This is a genomic window from Streptomyces sp. NPDC043738 (genome assembly GCF_056436545.1).
Genome location: NZ_JBWKCJ010000032.1, coordinates 30,785 through 49,472 on the forward strand (window position 1 = coordinate 30,785; position 18,688 = coordinate 49,472).

General features: G+C 70.0%; 14 protein-coding genes and 1 tRNA gene. 9 read left to right on the forward strand and 6 right to left on the reverse strand.

Going from position 1 to position 18,688, the window contains the following annotated elements:
* Positions 1–24 precede the first annotated feature (24 nt).
* From eno to AC0680_RS31475, 6 genes are all read left to right on the forward strand, one after another.
* The gene (gene eno / locus AC0680_RS31450) at positions 25–1,311 is read left to right on the forward strand and encodes a phosphopyruvate hydratase (protein WP_478635492.1); all 1,287 of its coding nucleotides are present in this window, start codon (positions 25–27) and stop codon (positions 1,309–1,311) included.
* A gap of 241 nt (positions 1,312–1,552) precedes the next feature.
* Positions 1,553–2,005, forward strand: a complete 453-nt coding sequence (locus AC0680_RS31455; RefSeq protein WP_384433385.1) for an FtsB family cell division protein — start codon at positions 1,553–1,555, stop codon at positions 2,003–2,005.
* Between the two features lie 117 nt (positions 2,006–2,122).
* Positions 2,123–2,665 carry a DUF501 domain-containing protein gene (locus AC0680_RS31460; RefSeq protein ID WP_478635496.1) on the forward strand — a complete coding sequence of 181 codons (543 nt, stop codon included), beginning with the start codon at positions 2,123–2,125 and terminating at the stop codon, positions 2,663–2,665.
* A complete protein-coding gene (locus AC0680_RS31465; protein WP_478635499.1) occupies positions 2,662–3,627 on the forward strand; it encodes a Ppx/GppA phosphatase family protein in 966 nt (321 codons plus the stop codon). The genes AC0680_RS31460 and AC0680_RS31465 overlap by 4 nt, the downstream gene beginning before the upstream one ends.
* A 463-nt stretch (positions 3,628–4,090) precedes the next feature.
* A complete protein-coding gene (locus AC0680_RS31470) occupies positions 4,091–5,479 on the forward strand; it encodes an NAD(P)/FAD-dependent oxidoreductase (RefSeq protein ID WP_478635501.1) in 1,389 nt (462 codons plus the stop codon).
* A 199-nt stretch (positions 5,480–5,678) separates the two neighbouring features.
* On the forward strand, positions 5,679–6,986 hold the full coding sequence (locus AC0680_RS31475; RefSeq protein ID WP_478635504.1) for a class I SAM-dependent methyltransferase: 1,308 nt from the start codon (positions 5,679–5,681) through the stop codon (positions 6,984–6,986).
* A 105-nt stretch (positions 6,987–7,091) separates the two neighbouring features.
* On the opposite strand, the gene AC0680_RS31480 is transcribed toward AC0680_RS31475, so the two are convergent.
* Both AC0680_RS31480 and AC0680_RS31485 read right to left on the reverse strand, forming a co-directional pair.
* Positions 7,092–9,626 (reverse strand): ABC transporter permease, encoded by a 2,535-nt coding sequence (locus tag AC0680_RS31480; RefSeq protein ID WP_478635507.1) that lies wholly within the window; start codon positions 9,624–9,626, stop codon positions 7,092–7,094.
* A 51-nt stretch (positions 9,627–9,677) separates the two neighbouring features.
* The gene (locus AC0680_RS31485) at positions 9,678–10,460 is read right to left on the reverse strand and encodes an ABC transporter ATP-binding protein (RefSeq protein WP_478635510.1); all 783 of its coding nucleotides are present in this window, start codon (positions 10,458–10,460) and stop codon (positions 9,678–9,680) included.
* Positions 10,461–10,937: 477 nt separating this feature from the next.
* Here AC0680_RS31485 and AC0680_RS31490 point away from each other — a divergent pair.
* A tRNA-Leu gene (locus AC0680_RS31490) sits at positions 10,938–11,019 on the forward strand.
* A gap of 102 nt (positions 11,020–11,121) precedes the next feature.
* On the opposite strand, the gene AC0680_RS31495 is transcribed toward AC0680_RS31490, so the two are convergent.
* Together AC0680_RS31495 and AC0680_RS31500 are read right to left on the reverse strand one after the other, a co-directional pair.
* Positions 11,122–12,291 (reverse strand): glycosyltransferase, encoded by a 1,170-nt coding sequence (locus AC0680_RS31495; RefSeq protein WP_478635512.1) that lies wholly within the window; start codon positions 12,289–12,291, stop codon positions 11,122–11,124.
* Positions 12,291–15,137, reverse strand: a complete 2,847-nt coding sequence (locus tag AC0680_RS31500) for a bifunctional glycosyltransferase/CDP-glycerol:glycerophosphate glycerophosphotransferase (RefSeq protein WP_478635641.1) — start codon at positions 15,135–15,137, stop codon at positions 12,291–12,293. Before AC0680_RS31500 ends, AC0680_RS31495 begins: the two co-directional genes overlap by 1 nt.
* A 576-nt stretch (positions 15,138–15,713) precedes the next feature.
* Between AC0680_RS31500 and AC0680_RS31505 the strand changes: the two genes are divergently transcribed.
* Entirely contained in the window at positions 15,714–16,577 is an 864-nt protein-coding gene (locus AC0680_RS31505) for a Bax inhibitor-1/YccA family protein (protein WP_478635513.1), read from the forward strand.
* Between the two features lie 131 nt (positions 16,578–16,708).
* Here the strand turns inward: AC0680_RS31505 and AC0680_RS31510 are convergent, their stop codons facing one another.
* Positions 16,709–16,936 (reverse strand): DUF4287 domain-containing protein, encoded by a 228-nt coding sequence (locus AC0680_RS31510; protein WP_384433449.1) that lies wholly within the window; start codon positions 16,934–16,936, stop codon positions 16,709–16,711.
* A 98-nt stretch (positions 16,937–17,034) separates the two neighbouring features.
* Between AC0680_RS31510 and AC0680_RS31515 the strand changes: the two genes are divergently transcribed.
* Positions 17,035–17,394, forward strand: coding sequence for a hypothetical protein (locus AC0680_RS31515; RefSeq protein ID WP_478635516.1), 360 nt, complete (start codon positions 17,035–17,037; stop codon positions 17,392–17,394).
* Positions 17,395–17,464: 70 nt separating this feature from the next.
* Here AC0680_RS31515 and AC0680_RS31520 read toward each other — a convergent pair whose 3' ends face one another.
* Entirely contained in the window at positions 17,465–18,421 is a 957-nt protein-coding gene (locus tag AC0680_RS31520; protein WP_478635518.1) for a hypothetical protein, read from the reverse strand.
* Between the last annotated feature and the right edge of the window lie 267 nt (positions 18,422–18,688).

The window sequence follows — 18,688 nt, forward strand, 5'->3', positions numbered from 1 at the left end:
CCAGACACCCATGAAGGAGACAACGTGCCGTCCATCGACGTCGTCGTAGCCCGCGAAATTCTCGACTCGCGAGGTAATCCCACGGTCGAGGTCGAGGTCGGCCTCGACGACGGCAGCACGGGCCGTGCCGCCGTGCCGTCCGGCGCCTCGACCGGCGCCTTCGAGGCCATCGAGCTCCGCGACGGCGACCCGAACCGCTACCTCGGCAAGGGCGTCGAGAAGGCCGTCCTGGCCGTCATCGAGCAGATCGGCCCGGAGCTCGTCGGCTACGACGCGACCGAGCAGCGGCTGATCGACCAGGCGATGTTCGACCTGGACGCCACCGACAACAAGGGCTCGCTCGGCGCCAACGCCATCCTCGGTGTCTCCCTGGCCGTCGCGCACGCCGCCTCCGAGGCCAGCGACCTGCCGCTGTTCCGCTACCTCGGCGGTCCGAACGCGCACGTGCTGCCCGTGCCGATGATGAACATCCTCAACGGCGGCTCGCACGCCGACTCCAACGTGGACATCCAGGAGTTCATGATCGCGCCGATCGGCGCGGAGTCCTTCTCCGAGGCGCTGCGCTGGGGCGCGGAGGTCTACCACACCCTCAAGAAGGTCCTCAAGGAGCGCGGCCTGTCCACCGGCCTCGGCGACGAGGGCGGCTTCGCCCCGAACCTGGGCTCCAACCGCGAGGCCCTCGACCTCATCCTCGAGGCCATCAAGCAGGCCGGTTACACCCCCGGCCAGGACATCGCGCTCGCGCTGGACGTCGCCGCCTCCGAGTTCTACAAGGACGGCTCGTACCAGTTCGAGGGCCAGACCCGCTCGGCCGCCGAGATGACCGAGTACTACGCGGAGCTGGTGGCGGCCTACCCGCTGGTCTCCATCGAGGACCCGCTGTTCGAGGACGACTGGGCCGGCTGGAAGGTCATCACCGACAAGCTCGGCGCCAAGGTCCAGCTGGTCGGCGACGACCTGTTCGTCACCAACCCCGAGCGCCTGGCCCGCGGCATCGAGGAGGGCTCCGCCAACGCGCTGCTGGTGAAGGTCAACCAGATCGGCTCGCTGACCGAGACCCTGGACGCCGTCGAGCTGGCCCAGCGCAACGGCTTCAAGTGCATGATGTCGCACCGCTCCGGTGAGACCGAGGACGTCACCATCGCCGACCTGGCCGTCGCCACCAACTGCGGCCAGATCAAGACCGGTGCCCCGGCCCGCTCCGAGCGCGTCGCCAAGTACAACCAGCTGCTGCGCATCGAGGAGATCCTCGACGACGCCGCGGTCTACGCCGGCCGCTCCGCCTTCCCGCGGTTTCGCTCCGCGAACTGAATCGGTACAGCGCTCTGCGAACTGAATCGGTACAGCGCTCCGCGAACTGAATCGGCACAGCGCTCCGCGAACTGAATCGGTACAGCGCTCCGCGAACTGATTCGGCGCAGCGCCCCGCGTAACGGCTGATCGGCTGACGTCACGGCCGAACGCCTCGTACGTCCCCGGCGACGGTCCCGTACCGTTGCCGGGGACGTACCCGCTTTTGCAGTCCGGCGTCAGTCAGTGAAGGGGAGACGACGTGCCCGCGGACCGGTTCTCGACCGCGACCCGACTCAAGGCGCTCGGCGAGCAGGCCGCCGCCCGCGTCTACCGAGCCCGCCCGCCCCGACGCAACCGCCTCACCGGCCGCGCCGCCCTGCTGGCGCTGGTGATGTGCTCCCTGGTGGTCGCCCTCGCGTACCCCATAAGGCAGTACATCTCCCAGCGCTCCGACATCGCCGAACAGCGCCGCAAGGCCCAGGACGCCGGTGCCGAGCTGGACCGGCTGCGTGAGCAGCGGGCCCGGTGGCAGGACCCGGAGTACGTACGCCAGCAGGCCCGTCGGCAGCTGCACTACGTCATGCCGGGGGAGACCGGCTACCTCGTCCAGGACGGCTCCGGTTCCGCCGCCGCCCCGAAGGGACCGCAGGCGGCGCGGCGCCCCTGGTACGAGAATCTGTGGAGCGCCGTCGACGCGGCCGACAAGCGGTAGTGCCGAGCCCCGTACGCCGGTGCGCCGCGGGCCGTACCGCCGGCGCGGGGCAGCCCGTACTGTCGACACCAGGCGGTCCGCACCGCCGCCTCACCACCCACCTCACCGAAAGCGCACATGGAAACCCCTCCGCCCCAGACCGAGCCCACCGAGCCCACCGCCGCGGACATCGCGGCCTTCAAGGAGCAGCTCGGCCGCCCGCCCCGCGGGCTGCGCGCCATCGCGCACCGCTGCCCGTGCGGCCAGCCGGACGTCGTCGAGACGGCGCCGCGCCTGGAGGACGGCACGCCCTTCCCCACGCTCTACTACCTCACCTGCCCGCGCGCGGCCTCCGCGATCGGCACGCTGGAGGCCAACGGCGTGATGAAGGAGATGTCCGAGCGGCTGGCGACCGACCCGGAGCTGGCCGCCGCCTACCGCGCGGCCCACGAGGACTACATCCGGCGGCGGGACGCCATCGAGGTGCTCCAGGGCTTCCCGAGCGCGGGCGGCATGCCCGACCGGGTCAAGTGCCTGCACGTCCTCGTCGGCCACTCGCTGGCGGCCGGCCCCGGCGTCAACCCGCTCGGGGACGAGGCCATCGCGATGCTGCCGGAGTGGTGGAAGAAGGGGCCGTGTGTGAGCCCCTGCGCCGAGGACGACAAGGGAGGTTCCCAGTGAAGCGGGTCGCCGCCATCGACTGCGGTACGAACTCCATCCGCCTGCTCGTCGCGGACGCGGACCCGGTGACGGGGGAACTGAAGGACCTCGACCGCCGGATGCAGATCGTCCGCCTGGGCCAGGGCGTGGACCGTACGGGGCGGCTGTCGCCGGAGGCGCTGGAGCGGACCTTCGCGGCCTGCCGGGAGTACGCCGCGGTGATCGCCGGCCTGGGCGCGCAGCAGGTCCGTTTCGTGGCCACCTCCGCTTCCCGGGACGCGGAGAACCGCGAGGACTTCGTCCGCGGCGTCGTGGACATCCTGGGCGTGGAGCCCGAGGTGATCACCGGTGACCAGGAGGCGGAGTTCTCCTTCAACGGCGCCACCAAGGAACTGGCGGGCCGCCCGGACCTGGCCAAGCCCTTCCTGGTGGTGGACATCGGCGGCGGCTCGACCGAGTTCGTCCTCGGCGACTCCCAGGACGCCTCGCCGCGCACTTCCTACCGCGCCGCGTGCTCCGTCGACGTCGGCTGCGTGCGGATGACCGAGCGGCACCTGCTGCACGGGGGAGAGATCAGCGACCCGCCGGCCCCGGCGCAGATCACCGCCATGAAGGCGGACATCGCCGCGGCGCTGGACCGGGCGGAGCGGACCGTCCCGCTGAGCGAGGCCGCCACGCTGGTGGGCCTGGCCGGTTCGGTCACCACCGTCGCCGGTATCGCGCTGGGCCTGGACCACTACGACTCCGAGGCCATCCACCACGCGCGGATCTCGGTGGCGAAGGTCCGCGAGATCACCGAGCAGCTGCTGTCGGCCACCCACGCCGAGCGGGCGGCCATCCCCGTCATGCACCCGGGCCGGGTCGATGTGATCGGCGCGGGCGCGCTCGTACTGCTGTCGATCATGGAGCGGACGGGGGCCGAGGAGGTCGTCGTCAGCGAGCACGACATCCTCGACGGCATCGCCTGGAGCATCGCCGGCTGAGTCGCCGGCGGGGGTGCGCACGGGTGCGGCAGGGGTCGGCAACGGCCTCTGCCGACCGGCGTCTTGAGCGGGCGGGATGCCCGTCCGAGCGCGTTCCGGGGGGCTTTCGAGGGTTCCGCGGAGGGGTCCGCGAAGAAAGTTCGTGAAATCCTTCACATGAAAAAGCCTCCTGTTGGGCGAACAATCTGCTCGTCCGACCCTCATTCGAAGGTCCTAAGACCCTTCGACCCGGAGGATGCGTGGGTGTCGGAGCGTGAGCGGTCCACTCCCGGAAGGAGTGGTTCAGTCGCCCGGGGCCCGACATGCCCTGATCAACGGGGGTCTCCAACGCCTCGGGCCCTACGGTGGTTCCACTGCGCACTATGGCGTCGGTCACGAAGCCGGCGGAGTGTAGCAGATGCCCCCTCAGTGCTTGTGAAGGGGCTCACGAGCGACCCCCCATGTGGGGGTGGATACTCGATGCATGAGCACCACGGAGCGTCCCAGGATCCTCGTAGTAGGCGGTGGGTACGTAGGCCTGTACGCAGCTCGGCGCATCCTCAAGAAGATGCGCTACGGCGAGGCGACCGTCACGGTCGTCGACCCGCGGTCGTACATGACCTATCAGCCCTTCCTGCCCGAAGCCGCCGCCGGCAGCATCTCCCCGCGGCATGTCGTCGTCCCGCTGCGACGCGTGCTTCCCAAGGCGGAGGTCCTCACCGGCCGGGTCACCACCATCGACCAGGACCGCAAGGTCGCCATGATCGCCCCGCTGGTGGGCGAGGCGTACGAGCTGCCCTTCGACTATCTGGTCATCGCGATGGGCGCGGTCTCCCGCACCTTCCCCATTCCCGGCCTGGCCGAGAACGGCATCGGCATGAAGGGCGTGGAAGAGGCCATCGGCCTGCGCAACCACGTCCTGGAGCAGCTGGACAAGGCCGACTCCACGACCGACGAAGAGGTCCGCCGCAAGGCCCTGACCTTCGTCTTCATCGGCGGTGGCTTCGCGGGCGCGGAGACCGTCGGCGAGGTCGAGGACATGGCCCGCGACGCCGCGAAGTACTACAGCAACGTCAAGCGCGAGGACATGCGCTTCCTGCTGGTCGACGTCGCCGACAAGATCCTCCCCGAGGTCGGCCCCAAGCTCGGTGCCTACGGCAAGGAGCACCTGGAGAGCCGCGGCGTCGAGATCTACCTCAAGACCGGCATGGACTCCTGCGTCGACGGTCATGTGAAGCTCAACAACGGCCTCGAGGTCGACTCCAACACCATCGTGTGGACCGCTGGCGTCAAGCCCAACCCGGCGCTGTCCCGCTTCGGTCTGCCGCTCGGCCCGCGCGGTCACGTCGACACCGCCGCCACCCTCCAGGTGCAGGGCACCGACTACATCTGGGCCGCGGGCGACAACGCCCAGGTCCCGGACCTGGTCGGCCGCAAGAGCGGCAACGAGAACGCCTGGTGCCCGCCGAACGCGCAGCACGCGCTGCGGCAGGCCAAGGTCCTCGGCGACAACGTGGTCTCCGGCATGCGGGGCTTCCCGCAGAAGGAGTACAGCCACGCCAACAAGGGTGCGGTTGCCGGTCTGGGCCTGCACAAGGGCGTCGCGATGATCGTCATGGGCAAGATGAAGATCAAGCTCAAGGGCCGTCTCGCCTGGTACATGCACCGCGCGTACCACGGCATGGCGATGCCGACGTTCAACCGCAAGATCCGGGTCTTCGCCGACTGGACGCTCGCCATGTTCCTCAAGCGCGAGGTCGTCTCGCTCGGCGCCATGGAGAACCCCCGCGAGGAGTTCTACGAGGCGGCCAAGCCGGCCCCCGCGCCGGCCGCGGCCGGCGCCGGCGACAAGCCGAAGGCCAAGGCTTCCTGAAACCCCGGTCGGCTACTCCGACCAGCCCGAAGGGCGTCCGCCATCCGTGGGGCGGGCGCCCTTCGGCGTGTCCGCTCTGGCGAAAAGCGGGCTGTTTGCGGTTCTCTTGCGTGTGAACGGGACTATCCGGGCGCCCCATTGGCGTTTACGTGGTGGGTGAAACTTCTTTGCCCGACTCGTCAACACGGAGGTGTGCGACATGGCCGACGCCGCTGGACGGCTCACCAAGCTCGCCGAGGAGGTGCTGGGAAGCCCGCTCCCGGTGCGCATCCGCGCCTGGGACCGTAGCGAGGCCGGCCCGCCGGGGGCACCCGTACTCGTCATCCGCAACCGCCGTGCGCTGCGCCGGCTGCTGTTCAAGCCCGGCGAACTGGGCCTGGCCCGCGCCTGGGTCGCCGGCGACATCGACGTCGACGGGGACCTCTACGCGGCGCTCGACCTGCTCGCCGGGATGATCTGGGAGCGCGACGACGCCCCCAAGCCGCAGCGCGCCGCCGTACTGCGCGCGCTGGCCCGGCCGGAGATCCGCGCCGCCGCCCGGGAGCTGCTCACCCTGGCCGGCGCCCCGGTGCCGCCCACGCCGCCCGCCGAGGAGGTCCGGCGCCGCCGCGGACCGCTGCACACCCTGCGGCGCGACAAGGAAGCCATCAGCCACCACTACGACGTCGGAAACGACTTCTACGCGCTGGTGCTCGGCCCGTCCATGGTCTACTCCTGCGCCTACTGGGAGGGGCCGGACGCCACCCTGGAGGACGCCCAGCGCGACAAGCTCGACCTGATCTGCCGCAAGCTCGGCCTCAAGGAGGGCCAGCGGCTGCTGGACGTGGGCTGCGGCTGGGGCTCGATGGTGCTGCACGCGGCCCGCGAGTACGGCGTACGGGCGGTCGGCATCACCCTCTCCGAGGAGCAGGCCACCTTCGCCCGCAAGCGGATCGCCGACGCCGGGCTCGCCGACCGGATCGAGATCCGGGTGCAGGACTACCGCGAGATCAAGGACGAGCCGTTCGACGCGATCTCCTCGATCGGGATGGCCGAGCACGTCGGGCGGGCCCAGTACGCGGAGTACGCGAGCGCGCTGTACGACCTGCTCAGGCCCGGCGGGCGGCTGCTGAACCACCAGATCGCCCGGCGTCCGCTGGCGGACGAGGAGACCTACCGGGTCGACGAGTTCATCGACCGCTATGTCTTCCCGGACGGGGAGCTGGCGCCGGTCGGCCGGACGGCCGGCCAGCTGGAGGAGGCCGGGTTCGAGGTACGGGACGTGGAGGCGATCCGGGAGCACTACGCGCTGACGCTGCGCAGCTGGGTCGCCAACCTGGAGGCGCGCTGGGACGAGGCGGTGCGCCTGACGTCCGCGGGGCGGGCCCGGGTCTGGCGGCTGTACATGGCCGCGTCGGCCCTGTCCTTCGAGCGGAACCGGATAGGAGTCAACCAGGTCCTGGCCATCCGGACACCGGAGAGCGGGGCCTCCGGGGTGCCGTTGCGGACGCGGGTGTGGAAGGGCTGACGCGCCGGTGGGGGGGGGGGGGGGGGGGGGGGGGGGGGGGGGGGGGGGGGGGGGCCCCCCCCCCCCCCCCCCCCCCCCCCCCCCCCCCCCCCCCACGACACCGCACTACTCCGCCTTGATCGCCGCCAGCATGTTGAGCCTCGCCGCCCGGCGGGCCGGCCACAGTGCGGCCAGTACGCCGACGAGTGCGGCCAGGGCGAGGAAGACGCCGATCCGCGCCCAGGGCAGGACCAGCTCGTACGTCGGCAGCGAGCCGCCGATCAGTTCGCCGGCCGCCCAGCCGAAGAACACGCCCAGGCCGATGCCGAGCACTCCGCCGAACAGGGAGATCACCAGCGACTCCAGGCGGACCATGCGCTTGATGCCGCGCCGGTCCAGGCCGATGGCGCGCAGCATGCCGATCTCCTGTGAGCGTTCGAAGACCGACATCGCCAGGGTGTTGATGACCCCGAGCACCGCGACGATCACGGCCATCGCCAGCAGCCCGTAGAGCATGTTCAGCATCAGGTTGAACATCTGGGCTATGCCGTCGGAGACGTCCTTCTTGTCCGCGACGGAGATCGCCGGGTTCTTGCCGAGCGCCTTGACCAGCGAGTCCTTGGCGGCGTCGGTGGCGCCGTCCTTGGTCTTGACCATCACCTGCATATCGGTGATCTGCTTCTGGTGCGGGGCCAGCGTGGCGTTGTCCAGGATGATGCCCCTGATCATCTCGTTGCCCTGGTAGACACCGGAGACCGTCAGCGTGCCCTTCTTGCCGTCCTCGAACGTCACCGGGAAGCGGGAGCCGGGCTGCCAGCCCTTCTCCTTGGCGGTGGCCTCGTCCACCACGGTCCGGTCGCCGCGCAGGTCGCCCAGCGAGCCCTTGACGAAGTCGAGCCGGGTGAGCTTGCCGAAGTCCTTGCCGTCGACGCCGGTCAGGTACTGGGTGTCGGTGCCGACGCGGGACGGGGAGTTGCGCAGCGGGCTGGACGCGGTGACCTCGTCCAGGGCGGCGATCTTCTTCGCCACGTCGGAGGAGAGGGGCGTCCGGCTGGCCATGGAGACGACGTAGTCGGCCTTGAGCGCCTCGGTGGCCATCTTGTCGATGCCCTTCTGCACGCTGCCCGCGATCACCGTCATGCCGGTGATCAGCGTCAGCCCGACCATCAGCGCGGATGCCGTGGCGGCCGTACGGCGCGGGTTGCGGACCGCGTTCTGCCGGGCGAGCGAGCCGGAGATCCCGAAGGCGCGCAGTACGGGAGCGGCCAGCGCGATCAGCGGGCGGGACAGCAGCGGCGTCAGGATGAACACACCGATCAGCAGCAGCCCCGCGCCGCCGGACATCACGGCCTTGCCGTCGTCCATGCCGGTGGCCACCAGGACGCCGGCCGCACCGGCGCCCGCGAACAGGGCACCGATGGTGTTGCGGACCACCAGCGACTTGGTGGTGGCGGTGGCGTGCACGCTGTTCATCGCGGCGACCGGCGGGATCTTCGCGGCGCGCCGGCCCGGCAGCCAGGCGGCCAGGACCGTGACGACGATGCCGACCAGCAGCGAGATCAGGACCGTGGAGAGCGAGACGACCAGCGGGCCGTCGGGGACCGTGGCGCCGGTGGAGCTCATCAGGGCGCGCATGCCGGCGCCGATGCCGATGCCGGCGGCCAGGCCGGTGACCGCGGCGACCGCGCCGACGACGAACGCCTCGATGAGCACCGACCGGGTCACCTGCCGGCGGCTCGCGCCGACCGCGCGCAGCAGCGCCAGCTCCTTGGTGCGCTGGGCGACCAGCATGGTGAAGGTGTTGGCGATGATGAAGACGCCGACGAAGAGCGCGATACCGGCGAAGACGAGCAGGCCGGTCTTCATGCCGTCCATGCTCTCGGCGATCATCTTGGCCTGCTCGTCGGCGAGCTGCTTGCCGGTGGTGGCCTCGGCGCCGTCCTTGGGCAGCACCTTGTCGATCGCGTCCTTCAGGGCCGTCTGGGAGGTGCCCGGCGCGGCCTTGACGTCGATCTCGCTGAAGGTGCCCGGCGTCGCGAACAGCTGCTGGGCGGTGCGGGTGTCGAACAGCGCGAGGCTGCCACCGGCTGCGACGGTGCCGTCGTCGGTGGTGAAGACGCCGGTCAGCTTCTGCTCGCGGACCGGTCCGTCGACGGAGATCCGGACGGTGTCGCCGACCTTGTAGCCGGCCTTGGCGGCGGTATGCGCGTCCAGCGCGAACTCGTGCGCGCCCGTGGGGGCGGCGCCGCTGCGCATCGGGTAGCGGGCGTCCTTGCCGTCGTCGCCGGGGAAGTAGTTGCCGCCGCGGGTCGAGAAGCCGTCGCCGATCAGCTCGCCCTGCTTGTCGGCGATGGCGGTGAAGCCGGAGACGGTGCCGGTCACGGAGGCGGCGCCGGGAACCCGGCCGGCCGCCTCGAGCAGCTTGTGGTCGAGGCGGGGGACCGCGCCGGGCGCGCCGCCGCCGTTGTCCGGTGACTTCGGCTGGATGGCGACGTCGACGTTGTCGTAGCCCTTTTGGGAGCTGGCCTGGAACGCGTCGGAGATGGTCGAGGTGAAGACCAGGGTGCCGGAGACGAAGGCCACGCCGAGCATCACGGCGAGGACGGTCATCAGCAGCCGGGCCTTGTGCGCAAGCACATTGCGCAAGGCGGTACGGAACATGGGTGGGTCAGTCCTGGAGGAGAGGTCCGGGTTGCGGGTGGCTGCTGCCGGTCAGCTCGTACGCCCCTTGGCGTCGAAGCCCTTCATGCGTTCGAGCACCATGTCGGCGGTCGGGTCGGGCATGTCGTCGACGATCCGGCCGTCGGCGAGGAATATCACGCGGTCCGCGTAGGAGGCGGCGACCGGGTCGTGGGTCACCATCACCACGGTCTGGCCCAGTTCGCGCACGGAGTTGCGCAGGAAGCCCAGCACCTCGGCGCCGGAGCGGGAGTCGAGGTTTCCGGTGGGCTCGTCGGCGAAGATGATCTCGGGCCGGGACGCGAGCGCACGGGCGACCGCGACGCGCTGCTGCTGTCCGCCGGAGAGCTGGCTGGGGCGGTGCTTGAGGCGGCCGCTCAGCCCGACGGTCTCCACCACGCGGTCCAGCCAGGCGCGGTCGGGCTTACGGCCGGCGATGTCCATGGGCAGGGTGATGTTCTCCAGGGCGCTCAGGGTCGGCAGCAGGTTGAACGCCTGGAAGATGAAGCCGATCTTGTCGCGCCGCAGCTGGGTGAGCTTCTTGTCCTTCAGGCCGGTCAGTTCGATGTCGCCGATCCTGGCCGAGCCGCGGGAGATCGCGTCCAGCCCGGCCATGCAGTGCATCAGGGTCGACTTGCCGGACCCGGAGGGGCCCATGATCGCGGTGAACTGGGCCTGCCGGAAGTCGACGGAGACCGCGTCCAGGGCGACCACCTGGGTCTCGCCCTGTCCGTAGACCTTGGTGAGATCCGTGGCGCGGGCGGCCACCGCGGTGGCGCGGCTGGCGGTGGAGACGCCGGAGTGGGTGGTGGTCACGGGAAGGAGCTCCTGTCGGGACGAGGGGCCATCTGCTCCGCGGGCGGCCGGTGGGCGCACACCGCGGACATCAAGCGGACGGTTTCCATCGTGGGTCAGGAGAAGGGGGGTGGACGTCAACCCCTGTGACCGTCCTCGGCCAGCCCTGGGGCGTATCCGTGGGCCGTGTGGTCATCCCTGGGGAGGAGACGGAACCCTGACGCCGGCCCGGCGTCGCGGGCCGTCCGAGGGGGCCACCCGCAGGGGTGAGAGCGGCGCTGACGGGGCGTCGAGTTTACGTCAATTCGAGCACGAATTTGCGCCGCGGCGGGTCCTGGCAAAGGCAGGCCTCAGGCATGTGCCTAAGGCCTGTACCAGCGCTGATGCGCCCTCAGTTGCCAATAAAATAAGACAACCTCGGGATGAGTGGCCGATCCGCGTCGTGCACTGCGGGCTACGCTCGTGCTGCCCTCTTTGAGGTGGCATGGGGGATCCCAGGCCCGGATGGTGGAATGCAGACACGGCGAGCTTAAACCTCGCTGGCCTACGGGCCGTGCCGGTTCAAGTCCGGCTCCGGGCACTCCCGCGAGCGGCGGGCCAAAGGCGGGCGACTGGCTGAAAATTCAACGATGAGGGCCGCCGGTGAATGCCGGCGGCCCTCATCGCTTTGTGTGTGGTCGGCTCAGCGCTCCACAAGCGCGAACAGGCTCTCCCAGCGGCCGACAATCTCCTCCGTGGAGAACCGCTGGATGTTCTCCCGCGCGGCTTCGCCCATCGCGTCCCGAAGCTCCTTGTCGGACATCAGGGTGTCGAGATGCCGGGCGAATTCGGTGATATTGCCCGGAGGGGCCAGGAGTCCGTCCTCGCCGTCCGTGATGATCTCGTGGACGCCGGGCGCCACATCGAAGGCCACACAGGGCACGGCGGTCGCCATCGCCTCCATCGGAGCCAGCGGGAAGCCCTCACCGCGCGAACTCAGCGCGAACACCGCGCTCTCCCGCAGGGCCCCGGGGACGTCGGCGGTGCGCCCCATCCACTCGACCGACGCGGTCACTCCCAGCTCCGCCGCCAGCTTGCGCAGCGGCTCGGCCTCCTCGCCGGAGCCGTAGATCCGCAGCGTCCAGTCCGGGTGCTGGGGAGCGACCTTCGCCCAGGCCTCCAGCAGCAGGTCCACGCCCTTCTCCTCGTGGAGCCGGCCGATGCTGACCACGCACTTGCGGGACCGGTCCGAGGGGACGTCGGGGAAGAACGGCAGCGGGTTCGGCATGAAGCCGACATTGTCCATCCGCTGCCGGATCCAGCGGTCGGCGTCCTCGCGGGTGAGCGTCAGCATCCGGTCGACGTCCGCGTAAAACCGCTTGACGCGACCGAATCGGGACGACTTGCGGCAGGTCTCGAACGATTCATGGCTCATACCGATCACCGTCAGCCCCGCGGTGTCGGCCAGTGCGACCCACTCCATCGCCCAGACCTGGGTGACGATCACCACTCCGCCCGGCTCGGCCGCCCGGAACAGCGCGCTCATCTTGGCCGCCTGCTCGTGCATGCCGGCCTCCCGGGCGGCCCGGCGGCGCTGCTCGGCGATGTTGAGCCGGTCCTTGAGGCCGCGTACGGGGCGCACGGTCGGCGGGTGGTCGGTGTAGAGCGTGGTGGTCCGGAACGGCAGGTCGTCGGCGAGTTCGTGGACCCGCCCCTCGGGCGGCGGCACGATGCCGACGATGTGCACCCGGTGGCCCCGCTCGCTGAACAGGCGCGCCATCTGGTGCGACCAGCTGGTGATGCCGCCCATCTCGTTGACGCTGTTGGAGACGAAGAAGATGTCCCGCGGTCCGGCTGCGTACGACTTGGTCATCAACGGCTCCACTGCGCAAAGAACTGGTCGACGATGCTCTTGGCGGCGTCGCCCCGGTCGTATTCCCCGAACTTGGCGACGAATTCCTGGCGGCGCTTCGCGTATTCCAGCGCCTGCGTCTCGAACGACTTGAGCGTCTCGTGGAATTCGTCCTCGGTGCGGACCACCGGGCCCGGCGCGTGCTCCAGCAGATCGAAGTACGTACCCCGGCCCTCGTGGACGTATTCGTCGTAGTCGTAGGTGAAGAACATCAGCGGCCGGTCGAGCAGCGCATAATCGAACATCACCGACGAATAGTCCGTGATCAAACCGTCGGCCAGCTCCAGGATCGGCGTCACGTCATGGCGCGCCGATACGTCGATGACCCGGCCCTGCACGGTCGGCGGCAGCACCACGTGATTGAGGTAGTGCGAACGCACCAGCAGGACATAGCGGTCGCCGAACTGGTCGGCGAAACGCTCCACGTCGAAGGGCAATGCGAAGCGCCCGTGCCGGCCCCCCGCCTTGCGGAAGGTCGGTGCGTAAAGGAGCACGGTCTTGTCCTCGGAAATGCCCAACTCCGCGGCCAGCGGGCCGCGTTCACGCCGTCCCAGCTCCGCCTCCCGCTGCCGGGCGCGCACCAGCGCGTCATTGCGCGGGTACCCCACGCGCAGCAGGGTCTTCTCCTTGAGCCGGAACGCCTTGGCCAGGGTGTGGACATCGTGTTCGGAGCGGATCAGGAAGCGGTCGAAGCGGTCCAGGGAGAGCTGCTGCTCGGCCTGCTGCTGCCGGGTCTGCGCCTTCAGCGCCGGCTGGTCGAAGCCCATGTTCTTCAGCGCCGAACCGTGCCAGGTCTGGATGTAGGTGGTCTCCGGGCGCTTGGTGAGCTTGAGCGGGTAGCTCTGGTTGTCCACCCAGAACTCGGCCTGGGCCAGCGCCTTGAGGTACGGCAGCGACCAGCGCCGTACGAGGGTGACGTCCTTGGGGAAGTCCTTCGGGGAGCCGGCGTACGACCAGATCGCCTCGAAGTCCAGGCCCTGCCGGCGCATCTCCTCGTAGATGGCGCGCGGGCTGTCGCTGTACTGCTTGCCCAGATGGCTTTCGAAGACCACCGTGCGCTTCTTGACGGGCAGCCGGCTGAAGACCTCGTGGTAGGCGCGGAGCTTGGCGTCACCGGAGGTGACCTTCTTGCGCAGCGCCTTGGCCTTGCGGTAGCCGGTCTTGGCCAGCGTTCCCGGCGTGCCGCGCACCCCGCGGGTGATCAGCTCCTGTACGCGCTCGGCGTTGCGGCCCTCGCTGACCAGGCGGAACGCCAGATGCCCCTTGGCGGAGGCATGCGGCTCCAGGTGGTCGGCGACCATCCGCGTCAGCCGCGGGCGGATCGGCAGCCCGCCCGACAGTTCGGTGTCGGCAACGGTGAGCCGGGTGGTGGTGCGCACCCCGTCCACGTCCAGGCGCAGCCGGACGTCCCAGATGCTGTCGACGATGCCCAGCGGGCGCAGCTTGGCGGTGAGGTCCGCCGCGGCCTCCCAGTGGATGCCGTCGCCGTCGTGGCGCACCGCGCGCACCGGGAAGCGGAAGGACTGCAGACTGCGTCGCCGGGCGCTGAACTCCAGCTCGCCCGTGAGCCGGGCTCCCGGCGGGATGACGCCGAGCGGATTGGTGATCCGGCCGGTCAGGGAGACGGACCCGCCCGACTGGCGGTAACGGGTCAGCTGATTGCGCAGGAACAGCTTGTCGACCGACTTCTCGTGGTAGCCGATGTCGGTGACGTCCAGCACCTCGCGGCCGAATGCGTCGTCGAGGTGGCCGTCGCACCAGTAGATCCGGCCGTCGTTCTCGGCGAGCGGCGAGGAGAGCTTGTCGCGGTTGATGAGCGTGTCGACCGCCGGGATCAGATTGTCCCAGTCACCCTGCTGGAGCAGGTAGGCGCAGATGGCCTGAATCGGCTGTACGCGCTCGTACGCCTCGGGGGCGATGCCCGCGAGGTATTCACGGGAGAGTTCGGCGAATTCCCGGCGGTAGGACTCGTCCCGGAACGGCAGATCCCGCAGATGCAGCACCAGGTCGTGCTTCAGGAACTTCACGTCCTTGGCGAGCCGCATCTCGGTCAGCCCGCGTTCGGCCAGCAATGCGTCGATACGCCGGTGGATTTCCAGCCGGTGCGCATAGTTCGTCATTTCGTGCCGGCGGTTCGTCACCGATTTCACGGCGGCCCGCTCGAACACATGCCAGAAGTAGACCTGATTGGGAATCAGGGTGATGCGCCGCGCCGCGAGATAGGCGTCGGCGATAAACATCAGGTCCTCGTAGAACATTCCCTTGGGGAAACGGAGGTCGTTCTCGAGGAGGAACTCGCGCCGATAGCACTTGTTCGTGGAAAGGGTGTCCCACACGAACAGGTCCGGCAATTCCGTTACGGATTCGAGCGTACGGGTCGTGGAATAGAGCCAGGCGTACCACTCGTCCCGCTTCTGGTTGCGGGTGTCCTTGTGCAGCCGGACGCACAGACCGGAGACGATGTCCGATCCGGTTTCCTCGGCGGCCTCCAGCATATTCCGGCACGCGTTGGGTTCCAGGACGTCGTCGCTGTCCAGGAACATGACGTAGCGGCCCGTGGCGTGCTGGATGCCGGCGTTGCGCGGCTCGCCTCCCGCGCCGCTGTTCTCCGGCAGCTGGAAGGCTCTGACGCGGCCGGGACGGGTGGCCGCGAGGTGTTGCGCCACTTCGAAAGAGCGGTCGGTGCTGCAGTCGTCGACGATCACCACCTCGACGTCCCGGAGCGTTTGGTCCAGTACGGACTGGACTGCGGTCGGCAACCGGTCGGCGTCGTTGTAGACGATGACGACTACTGAGACGTCAGGCACAGGCACCTCAACCCTCTTTCGCAACTGTTTTCCGCCAGAATAGACCCGTTTGCACCCTTGGATTACAACCGATCGCGCCCGCACCGCTACATACAGTAAGCCATCGGTGCAGCGTGAAGGGGCACTTCGGTGTTCGGATCTTGACCATGCGTCATCTCAGGAGATCCATCCACCGGGCAGGTTCCGGCCGGAAGGGAAGACGGCCGCTCCGCTGAATCGGTTGCCTGCGGGCATGTGACGTGCGTTGCCCGACGGGGTGCGGTGCCCTTGCGATCAGACATTTATCGGATTCCATGCGGCGCCGGTACGGAGGGAAATGGCCGGTCGGCAGCGGCGGCCCGAGATCGAATACCCGGAATGTCGGAGGCGGCGGGTGTGCGCATGCGGCGGAGCGGCCCGCGGCCCGGCCACGTCCGCCGCCTGCCGGGCACCTTCGCGGCGTCCCGGACGTCCTCCTCCTGGAGGACGTGTCGCACCCGGTTCGGGGAAAGATCCTGCTCAAGAACTAGCGACGCGCCTTTGCCAAGCCATTACGCTTGCCGTCAAGGCCGCGCAGGGCGGCCATGGAGGAGTGAGATGAGGAGCAGCAACCCGGTCTTCTCGCGTCGGGGGTTCAGCCGCGACACCGGCTACGCGGGCTTCAACGCACCGCAGCAGGCCGGGGGCCCCACCGCGAACCCGTACGCCGGCACGAACCCCTACGCGCAGGGCGGCAACCCCTACGCCCAGGACCAGCAGTCCGTAACCCAGGCACCGCCGCAGTACGCGCCGCAGTCCCGCCCGATGACGATGGACGACGTCGTCGCACGGACGGGCATGACGCTCGGCACGGTCGTCGCCGGTGCCACCGTCGGCTGGCTGTTCCTGACCGAGAACCTCGGCTTCGCCATCGGCGCCGGCCTGGTGGCGATGGTGCTGGCGCTGGTGCAGTCGTTCAAGCGCAAGCCGTCGCCCGCGCTGATCCTGGCGTACGCGGCCCTGGAGGGCGTCTTCCTCGGCGCGCTCAGCGGCTTCATCAACGACGTGCCGAAGCTGAACGGCGCCCCCATGCAGGCGGTGCTGGGCACGATGGCGGTGTTCGTCGCCATGCTGGTCGCCTACAAGACGCGGATCGTGCGGGTCACCGCCCGCTTCACCCGCTTCGTGATGATCGCGGCGATGGGCTTCGTCCTGCTGTCGCTGGTCAACTTGATGTTCATGGTGTTCGGCGGCGGCGAAGGCCTCGGCTTCCGCAGCGGCGGCCTGGGCATCGTCTTCGGCATCGTGGGCGTGGTCCTCGGCGCGCTGTTCCTGGCCCTGGACTTCAAGCAGGTCGAGGACGGCATCGCCTACGGCGCCCCGCGTGAGGAGTCCTGGCTCGCGGCGTTCGGCCTGACCATGACGCTGGTGTGGATCTACATGGAGATGCTGCGGCTGATCTCGATCCTCCGGGGCGACTGACACGGTCGGCCGCCACGGCGCACGACACACGAAGGGCCCGCAGGCGTTCGCCTGCGGGCCCTTCGCCCTTCGTCGTGCGCGAGTGGTGTGTCGCGTGTCCCGAGCCGGACAGGCCTAAGCCCGTCATCGGGTCAGAACTTCCGCGCAGCGCGCCTGAGGTCGTGTTCATGGACGATCGCCTTGGCGTGCCCGTACGCGAGGTTGTGCTCGCCACGGAGCCAGCTGACCTTTTCGTCGAAACGGAAGAAGGCGGGGCCTTCGTCAACGGTGCGGAGCCATTCGGAGATTTCCCGGCCGGTGCAGTCCGGGATACGGGAGAGCAGATTCCGGTGGGTCTCTTCGGAGAAGAGCTGAGACATCGGCGCCTCCGGACGCGGTCGATGCTGGTTCTTCAGCACACCGTGCCTGAGCGTTCTGCCGTTGGCAACCACCCGGGAGTGGCGCATAGGCTCACGGCGTGCTTGACGTGACCCCTTTGCAGACCGCCGTGGACGCCCTGGCCGACCGCCTCAGATCGCTGCCGCAGAGCAGACTCAGCCGCGGCGCCGCGGCCGAAGGGCTTGAGCTGGCACGGCGGTTGGCGACCCGTGCGCAGCTGATCGAGCGGCCCGGGGAGCCCCCGCGGGAGCTGCCGGACGCCGGGATGTTCGCGGCCGGCGACCAGCTGGCGGTGGCCGGACACGATCTGGTCGAGGCGCTGCGGGCCGCGGCCGCCCGCCCGGCCGGCGACGCCGGACACTCTGACGCGAAAGTGGCCCCCGCCGAGGAGCTGGCGGAGGCCGTGCGATGCGTCCGGGCGGTGGCGGAACGCTGCTAGGGCGGGTCCGAGCCGGCGTCTCCCCTGAGGGCAGGCCCCGGGGGCGCCCCGGCGGCGCCGCCGCGCCCGGTCAGAGCGAGGCGATGACGCGGTCGGCGAGGATGTAGACGCTCTCCTCGCGGCTCTCGCCCCAGGAGAAGGTCAGTGCGTACGCGCCGGAGATCCCCGAGCCGCCCAGCAGCACCGGCGCGCGCCCGGAGTGCAGCGCGCCGGCGACGCGCTCGGCGGCCTCGCGCTGCCCGGGGGTCAGGCAGAGCGTGGTGCCGTCGGCGAAGACATAGACGTCCAGGGTGCCCAGCGGGCCGGGGCGGACGTCGGCGACCGGGGTGCCCTGCTGGGCCAGCTCCTCCAGGCGCGCGACGGTGCGCTCGTGATCGCTGATCACCGGGTGCGGCGAGAAGTCGGGGTGCGAGGGGTGGCGCCGGCGGGCGGCGGCCAGCTCGGCGGACTCGGCCTCCTCGACGGGCTCCAACTCCGGCGCGTCGAGGGCTTCGAGCGCCTCCACGGACTCCAGGGCGTCCGGACCCAGCAGCGGCTCGATGCCGGCGAAGTCCGCCTGGCGGGGCAGGAACGGCTGGGTGTCGAGCCGGTCGAACTCCGGCCGCTCGGGCAGCTCGCGCTGATCGGCGCGGGCGTCCAGCGGGCCCTCGTCGCCGAGGCCGGACAGACCGCCCAGCAGCGACGGGGCGTCGGCGGCGTCCCTGGCCTCCTGCGCGGCCCAGAAGGCGCGCGCCTCGGCCAGCTCGCGCTCCCGCTCCTCGGCCAGCGCGTCGGCGACGGCGGCGCGTATGTCCGCGAGCGGGGTCTCGGCGGCCGGGGTGGCACGGGCGGCCGGGACCGTCGCGGTGGCCGCCGGTGCCGCATCCGCGGCCCGGGCACAGGCGACGGCGTCCTGCCGGGCGGTGACGAGCTCGGCGTGCAGCTCGGCGATCTGGCCGCGCAGCGCACGGGCCGTGCGCAGGGCGGCGGCGCCCAGTGCCACGGCGACGGCCGCGGCCACTAGCAGGACGAGGGTGGTGACGCTCATGCCGAAACCTCTCTTCGCTCGGTCCCGCATGCGCGAGACGCGCAGCGTTCGGTGATTCGCCCGCGGCGCTCGCTCATGCGTCCTCCCCACTTCGCTCGGCGACCCGCTCGGCACGGGCCGCGCCTCGGTACACGGACTTCCCCCGGCCCTCGGCCGGGGTGCCCCCCTTGACGCGCTCGCTCACGGGACGACTCCTGGTGACCGCGAGATCACCGGCGTACTCCCGTTAACAGAATGTTCTCCGACTTCCTACATCAGCCTGCCGGG